A 20,865-nucleotide genomic window follows, 5' to 3' on the forward strand; every position below is an offset into this window, starting at 1 on the left:
GCCCTGTTCGAGGGACATTGTGCGTGCTAGCGTCAGGCAGTATGCACCGTCTGGATAAAGTCGACTTCGAACTCCTCCGGGCGCTGTGCGCCGAACCGCACAGCAGCTTCGTGAGCCTTGCCCACACCCTCGGACTGTCCCGCAACACCGTGCAGGCGCGGATGACCCGGCTCGAGGAGTCGCAGGTGTTCCTCGACTTCGACCGTCGCATCAGCGCCGCGGCGCTGGGCTACCCGCTGACGGCGTTCATCGAGGTGTACATCGAGCAGAAACAGGCGGCGGAGATCATCGCCGCGCTCACGCAGATCCCCGAGATCGTGCAGGCGCACGGCATGAGCGGTGCCGCAGACCTGCTGGTGCGGGTGGCGTGCGCCGACGCGGAGGACCTCTTCCGGATCGACCGCACCATCCTCGCCTGCGACGGGGTGGAACGCACCGAAACCTCCCTCGCCATGGGTGAGCTGATCCCGTTCCGGGTCACACCGCTGCTCGAGCGCGGTGTGCAGCCGCGCGGCTGAACCACACCAACCGCACCAGCCCCGGCCGCCGCATCCGCTGCACGCGCAAAAAACCCGTCCTGCCGAAGCAGGACGGGCTTTCTGTCTTACCGACGCACCTGGCGAGAGGTGGTCGGCAGAACTAGTGACTAACCTTCGGCCGGAGCTTCGGGTCCCTCTGATGCGGCGTCGCGACCGTGCGTGTCGGCCTCATCGGCGAGGACCGGAGCGAGCGAAAGCTTGCCACGGTCGTCAATCTTGGTGATCTCAACGAGGACCTTCTGGCCCACGCCGAGGACGTCTTCGACGTTCTCCACGCGCTTGCCGCCGGCGAGCTTGCGCACTTCAGAGATGTGCAGCAGGCCGTCCTTGCCCGGGAGGAGCGAGACGAAGGCGCCGAAAGCGGCGATCTTCACGACAGTTCCGAGGAACTGCTCGCCGACCTCGGGGTTGGTGGGATTCGCGACGGAGTTGACCATGATGCGAGCGGCCTCGGCCGACGGACCATCGACAGCGCCGATGTACACGGTGCCGTCTTCCTCGATCGAGATGTCGGCTCCGGTCTCGTCCTGGATCGAGTTGATCATCTTGCCCTTCGGGCCGATGAGCTCGCCGATCTTGTCGACGGGGATCTGCACGCTGATCACGCGGGGCGCGGTCGGTGCCATCTCGTCTGGGGCGTCGATCGCGGCGTTCAGCACGGCGAGGATCGTCGTGCGAGCATCCTTCGCCTGCGTCAGCGCGCCGGCCAGGACCGACGCGGGAATGCCGTCGAGCTTGGTGTCGAGCTGGATCGCGGTGACGAACTCGGCCGTGCCGGCAACCTTGAAGTCCATGTCGCCGAGGGCGTCTTCGGCACCGAGGATGTCGGTGAGAGCCGCGTAGCGGGTCTTGCCGTCGACGGTGTCGGAGATGAGGCCCATCGCGATGCCGGCGACCGGTGCGCGCAGCGGCACTCCGGCGTTCAGCATCGACAGGGTGGAGGCGCAGACGGAACCCATCGAGGTGGATCCGTTGGAGCTGAGCGCCTCGGACACCTGACGGATGGCGTACGGGAATTCCTCCCGGCTGGGCAGCACGGGAACCAGGGCACGCTCAGCGAGCGCTCCGTGGCCGATCTCGCGACGCTTGGGCGTGCCGACCCGACCGGTTTCACCGGTGGAGTACGGCGGGAAGTTGTAGTTGTGCATGTAACGCTTCTTGGTGACCGGGCTCAGGGAGTCGATCGTCTGCTCGAGCTTGAGCATGTTCAGCGTGGTGACACCCAGGATCTGGGTCTCGCCGCGCTGGAAGATAGCGGAACCGTGCACGCGCGGGATGACCGCAACCTCGGCGTCGAGCGGGCGGATGTCGGCCAGGCCGCGTCCGTCCATGCGAACACCCTCGTTGAGCACGCGGGAGCGCACGACGAGCTTGGTGACGGACTTGTATGCCGCGCCGACCTGGTTGTTGGCGGTGGCGGGCAGCTCGCCGGCTTCGACCTTGGCCGCGATGGCGGTCTTGACGGATGCCTTGAGCACGTCGTCGGCATCCTGACGCGCGATCTTGTCGGCGATCAGGTAGACGTCCTTGAGGCCGTCGTACGCGAGGGCTGCGACGGCGTCGTAGGTCTCGGGGGTGTACGGCGGGAACAGCGGGTAGTTGCCGGTGGGCTTGGAGGCCGCGGCGGCCACCTGCTGCTGGGCGACGACGAGCTGCTTGATGAACGGCTTGGACGCCTCGATGCCCTCGGCGATGACCTCTTCGTTCGGCTTGATGGCGCCGCCCTGGATCAGCGTCCAGGCGTTGTCGGTCGCTTCGGCCTCGATCATCATGATCGCGACGTCTTCGCTGCCATCGGCATCCGTCACAACGCGGCCGGCGACGACCATGCTGAACACGGCGTCAACGACCTGCGAGTGCTTCGGGAAGGCGACCCACTGGCCGGAGCCGTTGTCGTCGGGGATGAGGGCGACGCGGACGCCACCGATCGGGCCGGAGAACGGCAGGCCGGCGATCTGGGTCGACATGGACGCGGCGTTGATGGCCAGCACGTCGTAGTACTCGTCGGGCGCGATGGCCAGAACGGTCACGACAACCTGGATCTCGTTGCGGAGTCCGTCGACGAACGACGGGCGCAGCGGCCGGTCGATCAGACGGCAGGTGAGGATCGCTTCGGTCGACGGGCGACCTTCGCGGCGGAAGAAGCTGCCCGGGATGCGGCCAGCGGCGTACATGCGCTCTTCAACATCGATGGTCAGCGGGAAGAAGTCGAAGTTGTCCTTCGGCTGCTTGCTGGCGCTCGTGGCGGAGAGAAGCATGGTCTCTTCGTCGATGTAGGCGGCGGCTGAGCCCTGTGCCTGCTGGGCGAGACGCCCGGTTTCGAAACGGATGGTGCGCTTGCCGTACTTGCCGTTGTCAATAACGGTTTCGGCGAACGTGATTTCTGGACCCTCCATATGGGGGTTCTCTCCTTTGTTTAGACTCGTTTGCCCGTGTGGCGCGCGAGTGGGACATCGGAGCAGGATCAGGCAGGACTAGCTGCCGAACATGTGTTGGGCGCTGACGTTGCTGGCCACCAGTAGAAATTCACCAACGGCGCCTGGTCAGGCGTGTTGGGAAACCACCACCGAGGACCAGCGTCTTGCCAGTCTGCTCCGGGTGTTGCGCGGTGAATCCGAAGATCCACCTCGTCAAGCCTAGCAGAGCAGGGCTTAAACGATAGGGATGCGGGCGTCGAAGACCGGTCCGTCGGCGCAGACCAGCGGGCCCTCCACGCTCGCGTCGGTGCGCACAGGGGCGGCGCAGCCGTGGCAGTAGCCCAGGCCGCAGGCCATGTGCGCCTCCAGCGACGCCTGCACCGGCACGCCCCAGAAGGCGCCGAGTTCGGCGGCCAGCCTGGCGAGCACGCCGGCGCCGCAAACCATGACGACATCGGGCGGGGTTCGCTCCGGAGTCGATGCGTCGAAGTGGTCGCGCAGCCGGGCGGCCAGGGTGGTCAGGGCGCTAGAACCGTCTCGGTCGGTGGCTTCGAGCACCCGCACACCCAGTTCGGCGCAGTCGGCCCGGCCGAGCAGTTGCTCCGGGCGTTGGCCGCTGAGCACCATGGTGGTGCGGATGCCCAAAGCCGCGGCATCCTCGGCGGCGCCCATCACGCCGCAGATACCGACGCCGCGGCCGATCAACAGGGCGGATGCGGCACCGGCGGCGAACTCGAAGCCGCGGCCGAGCGGGCCGGTCACCTGCAGCGTCGCACCGACGGCAACGGCGGCGAGGGCACGGGTGCCGCGGCCGACGATGCCGTAGATCAACTCGATGGTGCCGGGCGTTCCGGGTCTTTCGGGTGTGCCGGCGATGGCCGCTCGGCGACGGTGGATGGCCATTGGGCGCGGCAGGAGGATGCGGTCGCCGCCGCTGGGCGGCACCGTGAGCATCACGAACTGGCCGGCCTGCGCGGTGTGCGCGATGGTGCTGCTGGCCAGGACCAGCCGGCGGTAGCGCTCCCCCACCGGCTCGTGCACGAGAACCTCGGCGTCGTCCCAGACCGGTTGCGGGCGTGGCCCGGCCTGGCGCGGACGCACCGAGATGAGTCCGTCCAACGCCGCGGCATCCGCCTCGGCACAGACCCGCGCCTGCGCGGCGGCCGCCCGGCGCGCCGCGTCAGCGGTCCTGCGCTCGTCGAGCGTGTCAATGCTCACAGTGCGGCCTCCAACTCGAGCAACTCGCGGATACTGCCGAGGCCGGCAATCAGGCACCGCTCCCGCAACCCCCGAGCCACCTCCACCGCCGCGAACGGCCGCGCGAAGCTCGCGGTGCCCACCTGCACGGCGCTGGCGCCCACCGAGAAGTAATCCAGGGCATCCTCGACGCTCTCGACGCCGCCGCAGGCGATCACCGGGATCTGCACCGCCCGCGAGGCGAGCCAGACCAGGCGCAGCACGATCGGCTTGATCGCCGGCCCGGAGAGGCCGCCGATGACGTTGCCGAGAATCGGCCGGCGCGTGAGCGCCGCCAGCGGCATCGCGGGGATGGAGTTGGCCACGCAGACCCCGTCCGCTCCGGCTTCCTCTGCGGCCAGGGCGCAGTCGGCGATGGACGCGACCAGCACCGGCAGTTTGACGATGATCGGCCGATCGGTGACGAGGCGAACGGCGGCAACGACAGCGCGGATGGCGGCGGGGTCCGAGCCGATGTCGGTGCCGTCCCGGTCGAGGTTGGGGCAGGACACGTTGAGCTCGTAGGCGGCTCCGTGCTCGCCGAGGGCGGCGACGACCGGGGCGTATTCGCTCACCCGGTGCCCGCCGACGCTGATGATGGTGGGCACGGTCAGGGCCGCGTAGCGCGGGTGCAGTTCGTCCAGGTAGCCGGCCGGGCCGCGACTGGGGATGCCGACGCTGTTGACCATGCCGGCGGGGATCTCGGTGAGCCGGTGCACGGGGTTGCCGCCGCGGGCGGAGCCGAAGACGGTCTTGGTGACGGTGGCGCCGAGTTCGCCCACGGGGATGAGCGCGCCGAGCTCCGGGCCGAAGCAGCCGGATGCCGGCATGACCGGGGTGTGCAGGGTGAGGTTGCCGATGCGCACGGAGAGGTCAACGGCGGGGGCACCGGCTGCCGTACCGACCGGCGCGGCGGCGAAGAACGCGGCGCGGGCATCCGGCTGGTCGGTGTCTGAACGTACGGCGACCATGTGACGACCTGTCTGCGCGGTTGTCACGGCGTCCGTCTCTCAGGACGCACTCTCTCCGGCGCACCGCGACTCAGTCTGCCGCGCACCCCGCGCCGTCAGCAGAGCCGAAAGTCCCGGCAGCTGCTCGCTCGGATGCCCGGCCACGCACTGAACTAGCGGGGCGGGAACATGCCGGCGGGGTTGAAGTCCGCTGGCAGTTCGAACGGGTCGCGCACCCGGCTGGAACGGTCGGAGCGGGCGACGAGGGCCGAGAGCTCGCCAGCGGCACGTTCGATGCGTGCCGGCAGGGTCTGCACCCGGCTATCGATGCGTCCGCCGTCGCCGGTGCCCCAGTCCTCAGAGGCGGCGAACACCGAGGTGGGCACCACCACGGCGTGCAGGTAGGTGAACATCGGCCGCATCGCGTAGTCCAGCGCCAACGAGTGCCGCGCCGTTCCGGCCGTCGCGCCGATCAAGACGGGCTGGTCGGTGAGACTGCGGTTGTCGATGACGTCGAAGAAGCTCTTGAACAGGCCGCTGTAGCTGGTGGTGAAGATCGGCGACACGGCGATCAGGCCATCCGCTGCGGTGACGGCCTCGATCACCTCTTCAAGCCTGGGGTTGGCGAAACCGGTGAGCATGTTGTTCATCACGTCCTGCGCGTAGTCGCGCAGTTCGTAGGTGACCACCCGGGTCGTGACGCCCTCGTCGGCCAACCGCGCCACGGTGGCCGTGGCGAGCTTGTCGGCGAGCAGCCGGGTGGAGGAGGGCTGGCTGAGCCCGGCGGAAACGACGGCCAGAGTGCGCTCGGTCACGACTACGCCCCGGTCTTGCCGGCGCCGGCCAGGCCGAACGCGGCCCCGGTCGCCCGGCGGTGCGGTGCGATGGCGCCGGCGGTGTCGAGGTCGTCGCGCACACCGGATGCCGCGGCCGCGGGTGACGAGGAGCGCTCGGCGGCCAGCCGCAGCGACTCGTGGGTGGGGCCATCCGGCACATCGGCCGGGCGGTTCTTCGCGAACTCACGGCGCAGCACCGGCACAACCTCCTCGCCGAGGATGTCGAGCTGCTTCAGGACCGTCGCCAGCGGCAGGCCGGCGTGGTCCATCAGCCAGAGCTGGCGCTGGTAGTCGCCCACGTAGTCGCGGAAGCCGAGGGTGCGGTCGATGACCTCCTGCGGGCTGCCGACGGTGAGCGGGGTCTGCGAGGTGAACTCCTCCATGCTGGGGCCGTTGCCGTACACCGGGGCGTTGTCGAAGTATGGCCGGAACTCACGCTTGGCGTCCTGCGAGTTCTTGCTCATGAAGACCTGGCCGCCGAGCCCGACGATGGCCTGCGCTGCGGTGCCGTGGCCGTAGTGCTCGAAGCGGTTGCGGTAGTACTTCACCATTTTCGCGGTGTGCGAGGCGGGCCAGAAGATGTGGTTGGAGAAGAATCCGTCGCCGTAGTAGGCGGCCTGCTCGGCGATTTCTGGGCTGCGGATGCTGCCGTGCCAGACGAATGGCGGCACGCCGTTCAGCGGGCGCGGTGTGGACTGGAAGCCCTGCAGCGGGGTGCGGAACTGACCTTCCCAGTCGACGTAGTCTTCCCGCCAGAGACGGCGCAGCAGGGCGTAGTTCTCCAGGGCGAGCGGGATGCCCTGGCGGATGTCCTGGCCGAACCAGGGGTAGACCGGGCCGGTGTTGCCGCGGCCCAGGGTGAGGTCCACCCGCCCGTCGGCGATGTGCTGGAGCATCGCGAAGTCCTCGGCGATCTTCACCGGGTCGTTGGTGGTGATCAGCGTCGTCGCGGTGGAGAGGATGATCCGCTCGGTCTTGGCCGCGATGTAGCCCAGCATGGTGGTCGGCGACGAGGGCACGAACGGCGGGTTGTGGTGCTCGCCGGCGGCGAAGACGTCGAGTCCGACCTCTTCGGCCTTCTGCGCGATAGTGAGCATGGCCTTGATGCGGTCGTGCTCGGTGGGGGTCTGCCCCGTAGTGGGATCGGTGGTCAGATCGCCGACTGTGAAGATTCCGAACTGCATTTCCAGCCTCCAAGACTCAATGCGTTTGCATGTATGTGGGTGACAACGGCAGTCCGGGAGATCTTATTCCCGGCGCCGCTCCCCGCGCTGCTCCCGCCGTGGCTAGCGGCGTGGCTAGCGGCGTGGCTAGCGGCGGGGCCACCCGGTTTCCCTGGGATCGGGGTCCAGGGTGAGGCGGGCGAGGGTGTGCTGGATCGCGACGGCCGCCGCGCCCCTGGCCCAGGACGAGGTGCCGCCGTCATCCACGCTGATTTCCAGCGGGGTGGCTTCAGGGTCGCGACCGGCACGCGCCGCCTGTACGATCTCCGCCGACACGATGTTCCACAACCCCATCCCCTCACCGGAGAGCACGATCGTGTCGACCATCGCGAGGTTGGTGATCAGCGCCACCAGCCGGCCCAACGCCCGGCCGGACGCCTGCAGCACGCCCAGCGCGAGCGGGTCGCCGGCTCCAGCGAGAGCCAGTGCCTCCGCGTAGCCGACCTCGCGTCCCAGCAGCCGCCCCGCCTCTGAACGGATGGCCGACTCGGTGAGCATGGCATCGGAGCAGCCCGGGTGGCCGGCTTCGCAGACCGGGCCGTCGGGGTCGAGTGGCACGTGGCCACCCAGGCCCAGGCCGCTGTTGCGGGTGCTGATGACCGCGTCGTTCACGACGAGCCCGTAGCCCACCCCCACGCCGATGGTGAGCACCGCAAAACTCGCGGCCCTCCGCCCGGCCCCGAACCACTGCTCGGCGGCGGCGAGGCTGGCCACGTCGTTCTCGATCAGCACCGGCACGCCCAGGCGTTCCTCGAGGGCGTCGGCCAGGTTGACGTCCCGCCAGCCGAGGAAGGGAGCGCGGGTGACGACGCGGGCGCCGGTGACGTTGCCGCCGACGGACACACCGACCGCCGCGACGGTCTCGGTGGCGGAGAGCTCGCCGATCAGCGCGACGAGGTCGGCCACGACGGAGTCCACCGTGCGGGCGGCGAGGGTGCGCTCGGCCGACCCGAGCTCGGTGGTGCGCAGATCGGTCAGAACTCCGAAGGCCTCGTCCGCGGTGAGTTTGATACCCACGAACCGGCGGCCGTCCATCCGCACATCCAGCGGCCGGGTGGGCCGCCCCACCCCGGTGGTGCTCTCGTCGCTGACCTCGACGAACAGCCCCCGGTCGAAGAACGGCCGGCTCAGCCGGGTGAGGCTGGCCGGAGAGAGCTGGAGGCGGCGCCCGAGGTCCCCGCGGGAGATCGGGCCGTGCATGAGGACGGCCCGGGCCAGGGCCAGGGCGGACTCACTGAGCGGCGCTTGCTGGAGGGGCGGACTAGCGTCGGTATTCCCGAACAAAATGATCGCCTCCCTGGCTCCCGAGCGGGTAGCGTCTCATCTTGACATACCGGCCCACCCGCACCCGCTGCCGCCCACCGGGGGTGACCCGCTAGATTGGGCGGAGGACTTCTTTCCACCAGAAAACCAATTCGAGCCGCTGGATGCGCGTCTGCCTGGACGACTCCCCGGCCAGGAGGACCCCACGTGACCAGTGTCGACGACCGCACCCCCACCGAGCCCACAGCAGCCGAGCCAGAGCCCGCCGCGACGGCGGCGCCGTGGTGGACCACTGCCGTGGTCTACCAGGTCTACCCGCGCAGCTTCGCGGACTCCAACGGTGACGGCATCGGCGACCTCAATGGGGTGCGCGGCAAGCTCGACTACCTGGCCGAGCTCGGCATCGACGCGATCTGGCTCTCGCCGGTGTACCCGTCCCCGCAGCACGACAACGGGTACGACATCCGCGACTACCAGGACATCGACCCGGTGTTCGGCAGCCTCGCCGAGTTCGATCTGCTGCTGGCCGAGGCCCACGAGCGCGGCATCAAGATCGTCATGGACCTGGTGGTGAACCACACCAGCGACGAGCATCCGTGGTTCGTCGAGTCGCGCTCGTCACTCGACAACCCCAAGCGCGATTGGTATTGGTGGCGGCAGCCGGGCGCGGCCGGCGGCGAGCCGAACGGCTGGGGCAGCGCGTTCAGCGGCCCGGCCTGGACCCTCGACGAGACGACAGGCGAGTACTACCTGCACCTGTTCGCCACGCAGCAGCCCGACCTCAACTGGGAGAACCCCGAGGTGCGCCAGGCCGTGTACACGATGATGAACTGGTGGCTGGACCGCGGCGTCGACGGGTTCCGGATGGACGTGATCAACTTCATCGCCAAGCAGCTGGAGCTGGTCAGCGGGCCGGAAGCGTCGACCCGCGGCGGCTCCCCCATGGGAGCGCAGATCCACGACTACCTGCAGGAAATGCACCTGGCGGTGTTCGCCGGGCGCACCGGTGAGCACCTCACCGTGGGCGAGATGCCCGGCGTGAGCATCGACGACGCCGTGCTGTTCACGGATGCGGCGCGCGCCGAGGTCGACATGATCTTCCAGTTCGAGCACGTCTCGCTGGATCAGGGCACGCACAAGTTCGACCCGCTGCCGCGCGACCTGGTGCCGCTGAAGAAGAGCCTGGCCCGGTGGCAGGACGGCCTGGCCGAGACCGGCTGGAACAGCCTGTACCTGAACAACCATGACCAGCCCCGGTTGGTGTCCAGATTCGGCAACGACGAGGAGTTCCGCTACGAGTCGGCCACCCTGTGGGCGCTCGTACTGCACCTGCACCGTGGCACGCCCTACATCTACCAGGGCGAAGAGATCGGCATGACCAACGTGCGCTTCGACGGCATCGAGCACTACCGCGACATCGAATCGCTCAATCACTATCGCGAGGCCGTTGAGCAATTCGACCAGTCGCCGGCCAGCGTTCTGGCCGGGGTGCACGCCATGGGCCGCGACAACGCGCGCACGCCCATGCAGTGGGACGACTCCGCCCACGCCGGTTTCAGCGCCGGCACCCCGTGGTTGGCGGCGAACCCGAACTACCCGCGCATCAACGTCGCGGCCGACCGGGCCGCAGAGCGCAGTGTCTTCGCGTTCTACCAGCGCCTGATCGAGCTGCGCCACACCGACCCGGTGGTGGCGCTCGGGGCCTTTCAGTTGATCGAACCCGACCACGAGCAGCTGTACGCGTTCACGCGCATCCTGAACGGTCAGACCCTGCTGGTACTGGCGAACGTGTCGGATGCGCCGTTGACGGTGCAGGGCGAATGGCTGCCAGACGACATCTCGGGGGCGACGCTGCTGCTGGGCAACTACCCCGGTGACGGGTCAGCCGCGCTGCGCCCCTGGGAGGCCCGCCTCTACCGGCTCTAACAGAGCCGCTTCTGTGATTCGGGAACAGGTGAGGGGAGCTGGGCGGGCTACTTCTCGCCGCGGAGCGCACGTTCCTCGCGTTCGATCTCCTCGCGACGGGTGGCGTCGACGAGGAGCTTGGCGTTGATGCCCACCAGCGAGTGGCGGCGGCCGTAGGCGAAGTACACGGCGAAGCCGAGCGCCAGCCAGATGGCGAACCGCGCCCAGGTGAGGGTGGTGAGGTTGAGCATCAGCCAGAAGCAGAGCACGGCCGAGAGGATCGGCAGGAACGGCGACCACGGCACCTGGAACGAGCGCTTGAGGTCCGGGCGCTTCTTGCGCAGCACCACCACGGCGATGCTCACGAGCACGAACGCCGACAGGGTGCCGATGTTGATCATCTCTTCGAGCACGCCCACATCGGTGAGGCCGGCGATCAGCGCGACGGCGGCACCGGTGATGATCTGGATGCGCACCGGCGTGCGGCGCTTCTCCGAGGTGACGCTGAGCCAGCGCGGCAGCAGGCCGTCGCGGCTCATGGCGAACAGCACCCGGCTGAGGCCGAGCAGCAGCACCATGATCACGGTGGTGAGGCCGGCCAGGATACCGATGGAGATGACCTGGGCGGCCCAGCCGGCACCTACGGCGATGAACGCGGTGGCCAGCGAGGCGTTGGGGTCTTCGGCGAGCACGGTGTACGGCACCATGCCGGTGAGCACCAGGCTGACGCCCACGTAGAGCACCGTGACGATGGCCAGGCCCGCGAAGATGCCGCGCGGCAGAGTCTTCTGCGGGTTCTTGACCTCTTCGGCGCTGGTGGCGACCACGTCGAAGCCGATGAAGGCGAAGAACACCAGCGAGGCGCCGGCGAGCAGGCCGAACACGCCGTACTGCGCGGGGGCGGCACCGGTCATGAAGGAGAACAGCGACTGGGTCCAGACGTCACTGCCGACGCCATCCGTGGTGGGCACGGCCTCGGGGATGAACGGCGAGTAGTTGGCCGGGTTGATGAAGAACGCGCCGACGATGATGACGAACAGCACGATCGCCACCTTGACGATGGTGAACACGCTGGCCACCCGAGCGGAGAGCTGGGTGCCGAGCACGAGCAGGGTGGTGAAGATGGCGACGATCACGAAAGCGCCCCAGCTCACATCCAGGCCGATCACGTTGATGGTGGCGGGGATGTCCCAGTCCCAGAGCGCGAAGACGTTGCTGAGGTAGATGCCCCAGTACTTGGCGATCACAGCGGCGGCGGTGAGCATCTCCAGGATCAGGTCCCAGCCGATGATCCAGGCCAGCAGTTCGCCGAGGGTGGCGTAGGTGAAGGTGTACGCGGAGCCGGCGACGGGCACCGCTGAGGCGAACTCCGCGTAACACATGATCGCGAGGGCGCAGGTGACCGCGGCCAGGATGAAGGCCAGCGTCACGCTCGGACCGGCGTAGCTGCCGGCCGCCTTGGCGCCCACCGAGAAGATGCCGGCACCCACGGCGACCGCCACTCCCATGATCATGAGGTCCCAGGTGCCGAGGGTGCGTTTGAGGCTGTGCCCCTTCTCCAGGGAATCCTCGATCGAGGATTCAATGCTCTTGGTCCGCCAGAGACTCATGGGTGTATCCGTTCCGTGTAAAGCTCAAGTTTAGGGCCGCGTGTGCCCGTTGGGCAGACCGAAAGTCCCGGCAGGCAACCTCAACGTTTCGTGAGTATCCCGGCGCAGGCATCCGCCTCTGGCTAACGTGGAATGGGTGTCGGGTTCCGGTCGGATCCGCCGACCACCGATCAATCACCCGATCAGAAGGAGAGAACACATGACGACCACCGAACTTTCCGGCAAGCGCATCGCCTTCCTGCTCACCGACGGTTACGAAGACAGCGAGCTCTCCAGCCCCTGGCAGGCCGTGACGGATGCCGGCGCCACCGCCGTCCTGGTCTCCCCCGCCACCGGCAGCATCACGGGCAAGAAGGGACATTCCCAGTACGTCGACCTCGCCGTGGCCGAAGCCAAAGCAGACGACTTCGATGCCCTCGTCCTCCCCGGCGGTGTCGTGAACGCCGACCACCTGCGGATGGACACCGACGCGATCGCCTTCACGCGGGACTTCTTCGCCGCGCACAAGCCGGTTTCGGCCATCTGCCACGCCGCCTGGATCCTGATCGAGGCCGGCGTGATCGAGGGGCGCACCCTCACCTCCTATCCGAGCCTGAAGACCGACCTGGTCAACGCGGGCGCCACCTGGGTGGATGAGGAGGTGGTGGTGGACCAGGGCCTGGTCTCCAGCCGCACCCCGGCCGACTTGCCGGCGTTCAACGCCAAGGTGATCGAAGAGATCACAGAGGGCGCACACGCCGGTCAGACGCTGTAGCCGCTCAGCCGGGACGCCTGGCGTTGGGCAGCTGAAGCACGGCCTCCGCGGCCTGCTCGAGGGCCCGGCCGTAGGCTGCGCCGTGACCGGCGGCGTGCACGGCCAACGGATGCAGCTGGTGCAGCTGGTGCAGCGGGGTACGTGCCCGCCAGCCGGGCACCAACCGTGCGGCCGACTCGTAGCCGGCGGTGATGTCGTCGAGGAAGGGGCAGCCGAACAGGGCGAGCATCGCCAGGTCGGTCTCGCGGTGACCACCGTGCGCGGCCGGGTCGATCAGCACCACCCCGTCCGCTGACCACAGCACGTTGCCGGTCCACAGGTCACCGTGCAACCGGGCCGGCGGGGCGCCGTCGTCGAAGTCGCCGGCCTCGATGCGGGCGCAGGCGGCGTGCACGACCTCGGACTGGCGCGCCGTGATCCCGCCGACGTCCAGGGCGATGTCGAGGTATGGCAGCACCCGGAAGCGCGCGTAGAAGGCACCCCAGGTGGGCTCCTCGGCGGCCGGCAGGCTGCGGTTGCCGATGAACAACGGGCCGCTCCAGGCATCCGGTGGCGCACCGAAAGCCGTCGCACCGGCCGAGTGGGTGACCGACAGGGCGGCGCCGAACGCGCGCGCGGCGGCCCGGGTGGGCGGCACCTCGTCGACGGTCTCGAGCACGATGTGACCCGGCTCAAGGTCCAGCACCTGCGCCGTGCGCACTCCGCCAGGCACCGCCAGCCACACCAGCCCGGCGGCCTCGGCCTCGAAGAAGCCGGACGGTGCGCCGTGGCGACGCTTGTTGAAGCCGCGGGGGTCTGCGCCGAAGTCGGTCATCTCTCCACTGTGGCCGCATGCGCGCCCCGCCGCACCCCCTTCGCCCCGCGTGCCGGGAGAAAAAGATGTCAAGGCAGGGTTGACATCAGGGTGCTCGTCAAGACATTCTTGACACATGAAGACCACGACCGAGTTCCCACGTCCACGCTGGTACGCCGCCGCCGTCATCGGTGCCGTACTCGCCATCGCCGGCTTCTCCGCCGCCGCCGCACTGGTCGACGACGACCTGGCCGACGGTGTTTTCGGTTTCTTCACCGGCATACTCGCCGCGTTGCTGCTCGCCGCGGTGCTCTGGGTCGAAATCGGCCGGTACCGGCTGGCCCGCATGCGCGACGCGGCGGCCCTCGACGCGCTCGAGCCCCTCCGTGCCGCCTCAGACACCGGTGTGGCCGCCCCGACCAGCCGCAGCCAGACCACCGAGCGATGACGGTTCAGCCCGAGGGACGCATCCCGACCCTGCTCACCACCGCAGAGGCCACCGCGGTGCGGGACGCCGTGGCCGAGGCCGTGCTCGGCGCCCCGGCCGGCCTGCGTGCCGATCTCGAGCGCGACCCGGATGCCTACCTCCGCCTGGTCAGTGCCAGCCGGACGGCCGCGGAGGAAACCAGTCGGATCCTGCGGGACTCGATCAACGGCGCCCGCGCCGCTGGGCACAGCTGGGACACCCTGGGCAAACTCCTCGGCGTGAGCCGGCAGGCCGCTCAGCAGCGGTTCTCCAGCACCAGCCAGCCGGCGCCGGCGCGCTCGGCAGACGCCGGGCAGCCTGCCCGCAAGGTGCTGAGCCCGGTCACCGCGTTCGACGAGATGGCCCTGCTGGCCGCCGAGGGCCGCCGCGGCTGGCACGTGGTGGATTTCGGCACCCTGTTCCACGTGCTGGAGGCCTCCGACCGGCAGTGGGAGCACCGCCGACTGCTCTGGACCCCTGGCAATGCCGCCCGGCGGCACCTCGAGGCCGACGGCTGGAGCCTGGTGCGCGAGACGACCTTCCCGTGGGGCTACTACACCCGGGAGCTCGATGCGCCGGCGGAGCCGGTCTGACCCGCGGCATCCGGGCACACAAAACGGGCCGCCACCCGAGGGTGACGGCCCGTTTCGAAGAAGATCGCGTTATCAGCGAACCATTCGGCTACTACCTAGCGGCGCAGGCCGAGACGCTCGATGAGCGAGCGGTAACGGTTGATGTCCACGTCGGACAGGTAGCCGAGCAGACGGCGACGCTGACCAACCAGGAGGAGCAGGCCACGACGCGAGTGGTGGTCGTGCTTGTGCTCTTTGAGGTGCTCCGTGAGGTCGAGAATGCGCTGCGTAAGCATTGCAATCTGGACTTCGGGGGAACCCGTGTCGCCCGGGTGGGTAGCGTACTTTTCGATGATCGCCTTCTTAGCATTAGCTTCGAGTGCCATAGATGGGATCCCCTTTCTCTCACTGCGCGGTGCTCGGGGCAGAATGCCTGAGCTCTCTTTATCCGCGGCCGTTGAACGGCAACCTCAAGAGCTTAGCAGAGTTGACCCTCCCCCGCCGGATGCGGGTTCCTCCCCGCGCGAACCACCACATCAAGCGCGGGTTGGGCGAGCCCGCGCTCACACTCGCCGATGATTGAATAGTCCTCCCCCGCGTGGGGGATGCACAGCATCAGCACGAGCACCAGCCGCACGACACGAGGAGCACTCCCGATGGCATCGAACAGCGTGAACCAGAGCGCCTCCCCCGTGACCACCTCGCCGGCGAGCACTCCGACATCCGGTGATATCACCCTGTCGCTCTCGGCGACGCCCGTGCTCAGCTACGCCCTCGCCTACAACCGCATCAACGTGGTCGGCCGGGTGGGCGTCGACAACCGCGGCCCTGCCCTGCGCGAAGCCGTGCTGCGGCTCGAGGTGGTCAGCGCCGGCGACACCGTCGGCAGCGCACGCGACCTGCTCGTCGACCTCGCCGCCGAACGCCCCGCCACCTTCACGGATGTCTCCCTCACCGTCGACCCCGCCGCGATGCTGCTCATCGAGGAACAGCGCCCGGCGGAGATCCGCGCCAGCCTGCTGGTCGGCGGCACCGTTCTGGCCGAGGCCGCAACGCCCATCCAGCTGCTCGCCGCCCAGCAGTGGATCGCCCAGCCCGTGGAGCTCGCGCTGGAGATGCTCTCCGCGCACGTGCTGCCGAACCACCCGGAGATCCCTGCCCTGCTGGGCGAGGCCGCGGAGCTGCTCGAAGCGCGAACCGGTTCGGCGGCGATGCCGGGCTACGGCCACGGGCCCGAGCGGGTCGACCAGGTGGTCGAGGCCGTGTTCGACGCCATGCGGGCCCGCGGTATCCGTTATGCCACCCCACCGGCCAGTTGGGCCGACGAGGGCCAGAAGGTGCGCACCCCCGGCGAGGTGCTCGGCAGCACGCAGCCGGCCGCCGGCGCGGACGAGGCCCCAGAGAGCGACGCGCCCATCGCGGCAGACACCACGGCAAACCTCACGGCAGGCTCACCGTCCGGCCCGCTGCCCACCGGCGGCGTGGGCACCTGCCTCGACACCGTGGTCGTCCTGGCGGCCGCCCTCGAACGGGCCGGGCTGCATCCGTTGCTCTGGGTCGTCGCCGGGCACGCGTTCCTCGGCTACTGGCGCGAGGAGGAGACCCTCAATGCCCCCGCGCTCACCGATGTCGCCGAGGTGATCAACCTCATCGACCTCGACCTGATCCGCCTCCTCGAGACCACCGCGGTCACCGACCGGCACGCCGGCACTCCGGTCAGCTTCGCGCAGGCACAGCGCTCCCCCTACCTGCAGTGGCTCGCCGACCTCGGCACCGTGATCGGCGTCGTCGATGTGGTGCAGGCGCGCCGCACCCACATTCGGCCGTTGCCGGCCCGCACCGTGGCCGCGGACGGCACCGTGATCGTCACCGAGTACCGGCCCGGCGAACCGGCCGCCACCTCGGCAACCGCCCCCGGTACGACGGATACGACTCCCGCCGGAACCCCGCCCGGTGCCACCACCGCGACCTCGGCCCCCGCAGCGGCCGCCGAGCTGGCCACCCCACCGCGCATCAGCCAGTGGAAGAATGCGCTGCTCGACCTCAGCCTGCGCAACCGGCTGATCAACTTCACCGAACGCGGTGCCCTCGCGATGACCGTGCCCGACCAGCAGCTGGCCGGCGTGGAGGACCTCGTCACCGACGGTACCGGCCTTTCGTTGCTGCCCGCGGACCGGATGAGCACGACGGACAAGGAGCGCGGCACCCGATTCGGCCGGGACCTGCCCGTCGACCAGCTCACGGCCGTGCTCAACGACAAGCACGCCGTGTACGCCGACGTCACCGATGCCGCATACGCCACCAGGCTGCGGGCGCTGGCCTACAAGGCGCGCACCGTGGTGCAGGAGACCGGCGCGAACAACCTCTACCTGGCGTTCGGGTCGCTGGTCTGGACCGTGAACGACCGGGAGCTGCGCAGCCCGCTGGTGCTCGTGCCCGTGGTACTCGAACCGGCCGGCCGAGGCGGCGACTACCGGGTGCGGCTCGACGAGGCCGGCGCCTCCACCCCCAACTACTGCCTGCTCGAGAAGCTGCGCCAGCTGCACGGCCTCACCATCCCTGGCCTGGCCACTCCGGCGGAGGATGCCGCCGGCATCGATCTGGCCGCCGCGTTCCGCGCCACCAGGGAAGCCCTGCTGACCGCCGGCCTGCCGTTCCGGGTGGAGGAGACCCTCGACCTGTCCATTCTGCAGTTCGCGAAGTTCCGGCTTTGGAAGGACCTCGACGAGAACTGGCAGACCCTGGCGCAGAACTCCCTGGTCAACCACCTCGTGCACACCCCAACCCAGCCGTTCGTCGACCCGGTGCCGCTGCCGCACGCCGTCGACCTCGACGCTCTCGGCGCCGAGTGCCCCGTTCCCGGCGACTCGTCGCAGCTCGCCGCCGTGGCCGAAGCCATCGCTGAACGCACCTTCGTTCTCGAGGGCCCTCCGGGCACGGGCAAGTCGCAGACCATCACCAATCTGCTCACCCGTGCCGTCTACGAGGGCAAGAAGGTGCTCTTCGTCGCCGAGAAACGCGCCGCCCTGCAGGTGGTGCAGGCCCGCCTGAACGAGGTGGGCATGGGCCCGTTCGCCCTCGACCTGCACGACAAGGCCAGCAAGCCGGCGGCCGTGCGAGCCCAGATCCGGCAGGCCCTCGAACACGAGGTGACCGTGGACGGCCAGGGCCTGAAGAACGACCTCGACGTGCTCGGCACCGCCAGGCGCGGCCTGGCCAGGTACACCGACCGGCTGCACGAGGAGAACAACGCCGGCCTGTCGTTCTACTCCGCCCGCACCGCGCAGCTCACCGCCGACGACGACGTGCGGGCGCTGCCCGTGCCGGCCGACCTGCCCGCGCGCATCACGGCCGACGAGCTGGCCGAGCTGCGACGGATGCTGCGGGACCTGCCAGACGTGACCGATCCGGTGCGGCCGCGGCCGCAGCATCCGTGGGCATTCGTGACCGCCCCGCCGGCCACCCCACTGGACCCGGCCCAGGTGGCCAGGGCCGCCGCCGCGCTCGACGAGGCGCTGGCGGCCCTACCCCGCACCGACGGGACGAACACCGCCGGGACGAACACCGACCCCGCCGCCGCGGTGGTCGCCACCGTGGCCAGCCCCACCGAGTTCGTCACCCTCGGTCGTCTCGCCGCCGCCGATCGGGTACCCCTGGCGACGCTCGACGGCACCCGCACCCCTGCCTGGGTCGCCGCCGCTGCCGCCGCCGAACAGGCCACGACGGCCTTCAGCCAGGGCGCCCACCCGGCACTGACCGTGCTCACCCCCGGCGCCCTGCGGCTCGACGCCGCGGCCCTGCACCGTGACGCCCAGGCGGCGGATGCGTCGGGCTTCTTCGGTCGGCGCGGCCGCCGGAAGGCCGTGCTCGCCCGCCTCACCGGCGACCTGCGTCCAGGCGCGAAGCTGCCCCTCGGCGCGCTCTCCACCGTCACCGGTCAGCTCGCCGACAGCCACGCCGAACTGCTGGCCCTGCGAGCCACGGTGCGTGCCGTGGACGGCGTGAGCATCGACGACGACTGGAACCCGCTCGCCGGAGACACCCCGCAGACCGGCCGCGACCTGCTGGTCGGCCGTCTGGCCTGGCTGCGCTGGGCAGGTGGCGTCGTGGCGCCGGACCACCGGGAGCTCGGCGCCGATTTCGTGGCCGCGCTGCGCGAGTACCTGGAGCCGGAGAACCCGGCAAGCCCGGCCAGGCCCGATGCCGCCCTGGCCGCCGCACTCGAGCGTGCCCTGCTCGCGCTGCAGGCCGTGCTCACCGCCACCGGGGCCGGGCCGGCCGCCGTCACCGCCTGGGCCGCAGACGGCGGACTGGTGTCGGTGTGGAGCCGCGGCGCCGACGAACGCGACGCGCAGGCCCCCGGCCTGCCCACCCTGGTGCGGTGGGTGGCGCTGCTCGAACACCTGCAGCCGCTCAGCCGGCTCGGGCTCACGGCCGCGCACGCCGCGATCCTCCGCGGCGAGGTCGACGCCGACGACGCCGGGCTGGCGTTCGAGAAGGGCCTGGCCATCGCATCCGTCGCCGAACGCGGTCAGGCCACCACCCTGGACCAGTTCGACCCGGCCGCGCAGAACCGGTCGATCACCCGCTTCACCACCTCCTCGGGCGCGGTGCGCAGGCACCTGCCCACCTTCATCCCGTACAGCGTGCTGCGTCGGCGCACCATCGGCGCCACGGCAGGTGCTGTGGCTGATGCCACGGCTGAGACGGATGCCGCCAGCACGGCCAGACTGGGCCTGCTCAAGCGTCAGCTCGACCGGCAGCGCGGCGGCATGGGGGTGCGCGAGCTGATGCACGAATTCGGCGACCTGATCACCGACATCCTGCCGTGCATGCTGATGAGCCCGGAGTCGGTGGCGCGGTTCTTCCCCGCCCAGGCCGACCTGTTCGACATCGTGGTCTTCGACGAGGCCTCGCAGGTGCGGGTGTCCGATGCCGTCGGTGCCATGGGTCGGGCCCGGTCGGTGGTGGTCGTCGGCGACAGCAAGCAGATGCCGCCCACCTCGTTCGCCGAGTCCGCGATCGGCTCCGGCGACGACGACGGCGACACCCTCGAGTTCGTGCGCGACGAGGAGTCGATCCTGTCGGAGTGCGTGCAGGCGCAGGTGCCCAGCAAGTGGTTGTCGTGGCACTACCGCAGCCAGGACGAGTCGTTGATCGCGTTCAGCAACCGGGCGTACTACCGCGACCGGTTGTCGTCGTTCCCGGCGCCGCATCACGGCGGGGTCACCGACGGTTCTGCTGGCAGTGTCGGCTCGACTGGCAGTGCCGGCTTGACTGACAGTGCCGGTGCGGATGCCGCCGCCGGCGTCGCGGGCTACGGTGTGAGCCTTCGCCGGGTCGACGGCTCGTTCCTGCGCAGCGGAAAGGGTAAGAACCTGCGCACCAACCCGGTCGAGGCCGAGGCCATCGTGGCCGAGATCGTGGCCCGCTTCGCCGCCGACCCGGACGGCGTGCCCTCGATCGGTGTGATCACCTTCAACGTGCAGCAGCGGGCCCTCATCGAGGGAAGCCTGCGCGACAGCGGCGATCACCGCATCGTGAGTGCGTTGGAGAGCGACAGTGACGGCCTGTTCGTGAAGAACCTCGAGAACGTGCAGGGTGACGAACGCGACACCATCCTGTTCTCCACCGCGTTCAGCGCGGATGCCTCCGGCCGGCTGCCGTTGAACTTCGGTCCGCTCAACCTGCCGGGCGGCGAGCGCCGCCTGAACGTGGCGATCACCCGGGCCAGGCGCCAGGTGATCGTGTTCAGCAGTTTCGCGCCCGCCGACCTGCGTGCGGAGGAGACCATCTCCGCCGGGGTGAAGGACCTGCGCGCCTACCTCGACCTCGCCGCCGGCGGCTCCGACGGGCTGGCCAGCCCGCTGCGGCAGTCCGGCGCGCTGGACCGGCACCGGGAGGAGATCGCCGAGTCCCTGCGCGAGCGCGGCTTCGCGGTACACACGGATGTGGGACTCTCCGACTTCCGGGTGGACCTGAGCGTGGCGACCATCGGGGCGCCCACGCATCCGGTGATGGCCATACTGCTCGACGGTCCCACCTGGGCCGCCCGCCGCACGGTCTCCGACCGGGACGGGTTGCCGGTCGAGGTGCTCTCCCGGCTGATGGGCTGGCCGGCGGTGGAACGGGTGTGGATGCCGGAGTGGCTGGGCGACCGGGACGCCGTGCTCGACCGCCTCGCCGAGCGGCTGAACGCCCTGGATGCCGCCCGCCAGGCGCACGAGGCGGCCGCGCTGGCCTAGCTGCACGCTCGCGGCACGCGTTCGTCCCGGCGGCACGTGTTCCAACCTGGGCCGCC

15 protein-coding genes are annotated in these 20,865 nt (G+C 69.7%); 6 read left to right on the forward strand and 9 right to left on the reverse strand.

Features of this window, described 5'->3' with window-relative positions; all coding sequences use genetic code 11:
- The first annotated feature begins 41 nt into the window (after positions 1-41).
- Positions 42-518, forward strand: a complete 477-nt coding sequence (locus K2F54_RS08305; protein ID WP_220605402.1) for an Lrp/AsnC family transcriptional regulator — start codon at positions 42-44, stop codon at positions 516-518.
- Positions 519-646: 128 nt separating this feature from the next.
- Here K2F54_RS08305 and K2F54_RS08310 read toward each other — a convergent pair whose 3' ends face one another.
- The 6 genes from K2F54_RS08310 to K2F54_RS08335 form a co-directional block, all read right to left on the reverse strand.
- Positions 647-2,935, reverse strand: coding sequence for a polyribonucleotide nucleotidyltransferase (locus tag K2F54_RS08310; RefSeq protein WP_220605403.1), 2,289 nt, complete (start codon positions 2,933-2,935; stop codon positions 647-649).
- 255 nt (positions 2,936-3,190) lie between these two features.
- Positions 3,191-4,174: an iron-sulfur cluster-binding protein gene (locus K2F54_RS19535; RefSeq protein ID WP_220605404.1), complete on the reverse strand. Its 984-nt coding sequence runs from the start codon at positions 4,172-4,174 to the stop codon at positions 3,191-3,193.
- Positions 4,171-5,163, reverse strand: coding sequence for a dihydroorotate dehydrogenase (locus K2F54_RS08320; protein ID WP_220605405.1), 993 nt, complete (start codon positions 5,161-5,163; stop codon positions 4,171-4,173). The genes K2F54_RS19535 and K2F54_RS08320 overlap by 4 nt, the downstream gene beginning before the upstream one ends.
- Before the next feature lie 152 nt (positions 5,164-5,315).
- Entirely contained in the window at positions 5,316-5,957 is a 642-nt protein-coding gene (locus K2F54_RS08325) for an FMN reductase (protein ID WP_220605406.1), read from the reverse strand.
- A 2-nt stretch (positions 5,958-5,959) separates the two neighbouring features.
- The gene (locus K2F54_RS08330) at positions 5,960-7,162 is read right to left on the reverse strand and encodes an LLM class flavin-dependent oxidoreductase (RefSeq protein ID WP_220605407.1); all 1,203 of its coding nucleotides are present in this window, start codon (positions 7,160-7,162) and stop codon (positions 5,960-5,962) included.
- A 126-nt stretch (positions 7,163-7,288) separates the two neighbouring features.
- Complete coding sequence (locus K2F54_RS08335; RefSeq protein ID WP_255576862.1) at positions 7,289-8,485, reverse strand: ROK family protein; 1,197 nt, start codon at positions 8,483-8,485, stop codon at positions 7,289-7,291.
- Positions 8,486-8,671: 186 nt separating this feature from the next.
- Between K2F54_RS08335 and K2F54_RS08340 the strand changes: the two genes are divergently transcribed.
- Positions 8,672-10,390, forward strand: coding sequence for a glycoside hydrolase family 13 protein (locus K2F54_RS08340; RefSeq protein WP_220605408.1), 1,719 nt, complete (start codon positions 8,672-8,674; stop codon positions 10,388-10,390).
- A gap of 47 nt (positions 10,391-10,437) precedes the next feature.
- Here the strand turns inward: K2F54_RS08340 and K2F54_RS08345 are convergent, their stop codons facing one another.
- A complete protein-coding gene (locus K2F54_RS08345; protein ID WP_220605409.1) occupies positions 10,438-11,979 on the reverse strand; it encodes an amino acid permease in 1,542 nt (513 codons plus the stop codon).
- Between the two features lie 199 nt (positions 11,980-12,178).
- On the opposite strand from K2F54_RS08345, the gene K2F54_RS08350 reads away from it, so the two are divergent.
- On the forward strand, positions 12,179-12,733 hold the full coding sequence (locus tag K2F54_RS08350) for a type 1 glutamine amidotransferase domain-containing protein (protein WP_220605410.1): 555 nt from the start codon (positions 12,179-12,181) through the stop codon (positions 12,731-12,733).
- A 4-nt stretch (positions 12,734-12,737) separates the two neighbouring features.
- Here the strand turns inward: K2F54_RS08350 and K2F54_RS08355 are convergent, their stop codons facing one another.
- Positions 12,738-13,547, reverse strand: coding sequence for a fructosamine kinase family protein (locus tag K2F54_RS08355; protein WP_220605411.1), 810 nt, complete (start codon positions 13,545-13,547; stop codon positions 12,738-12,740).
- Positions 13,548-13,662: 115 nt separating this feature from the next.
- On the opposite strand from K2F54_RS08355, the gene K2F54_RS08360 reads away from it, so the two are divergent.
- Together K2F54_RS08360 and K2F54_RS08365 are read left to right on the forward strand one after the other, a co-directional pair.
- A complete protein-coding gene (locus tag K2F54_RS08360) occupies positions 13,663-13,974 on the forward strand; it encodes a hypothetical protein (RefSeq protein ID WP_220605412.1) in 312 nt (103 codons plus the stop codon).
- The gene (locus K2F54_RS08365; RefSeq protein ID WP_220605413.1) at positions 13,971-14,585 is read left to right on the forward strand and encodes a hypothetical protein; all 615 of its coding nucleotides are present in this window, start codon (positions 13,971-13,973) and stop codon (positions 14,583-14,585) included. The genes K2F54_RS08360 and K2F54_RS08365 overlap by 4 nt, the downstream gene beginning before the upstream one ends.
- A gap of 95 nt (positions 14,586-14,680) precedes the next feature.
- On the opposite strand, the gene rpsO is transcribed toward K2F54_RS08365, so the two are convergent.
- Complete coding sequence (rpsO, locus tag K2F54_RS08370) at positions 14,681-14,950, reverse strand: 30S ribosomal protein S15 (RefSeq protein ID WP_066594293.1); 270 nt, start codon at positions 14,948-14,950, stop codon at positions 14,681-14,683.
- Positions 14,951-15,220: 270 nt separating this feature from the next.
- On the opposite strand from rpsO, the gene K2F54_RS08375 reads away from it, so the two are divergent.
- On the forward strand, positions 15,221-20,809 hold the full coding sequence (locus tag K2F54_RS08375) for a DUF4011 domain-containing protein (protein WP_220605414.1): 5,589 nt from the start codon (positions 15,221-15,223) through the stop codon (positions 20,807-20,809).
- The last annotated feature ends 56 nt before the right edge of the window (positions 20,810-20,865 follow it).

This window comes from Cryobacterium inferilacus (assembly GCF_019599185.1).
Taxonomy (GTDB): domain Bacteria; phylum Actinomycetota; class Actinomycetes; order Actinomycetales; family Microbacteriaceae; genus Cryobacterium; species Cryobacterium inferilacus.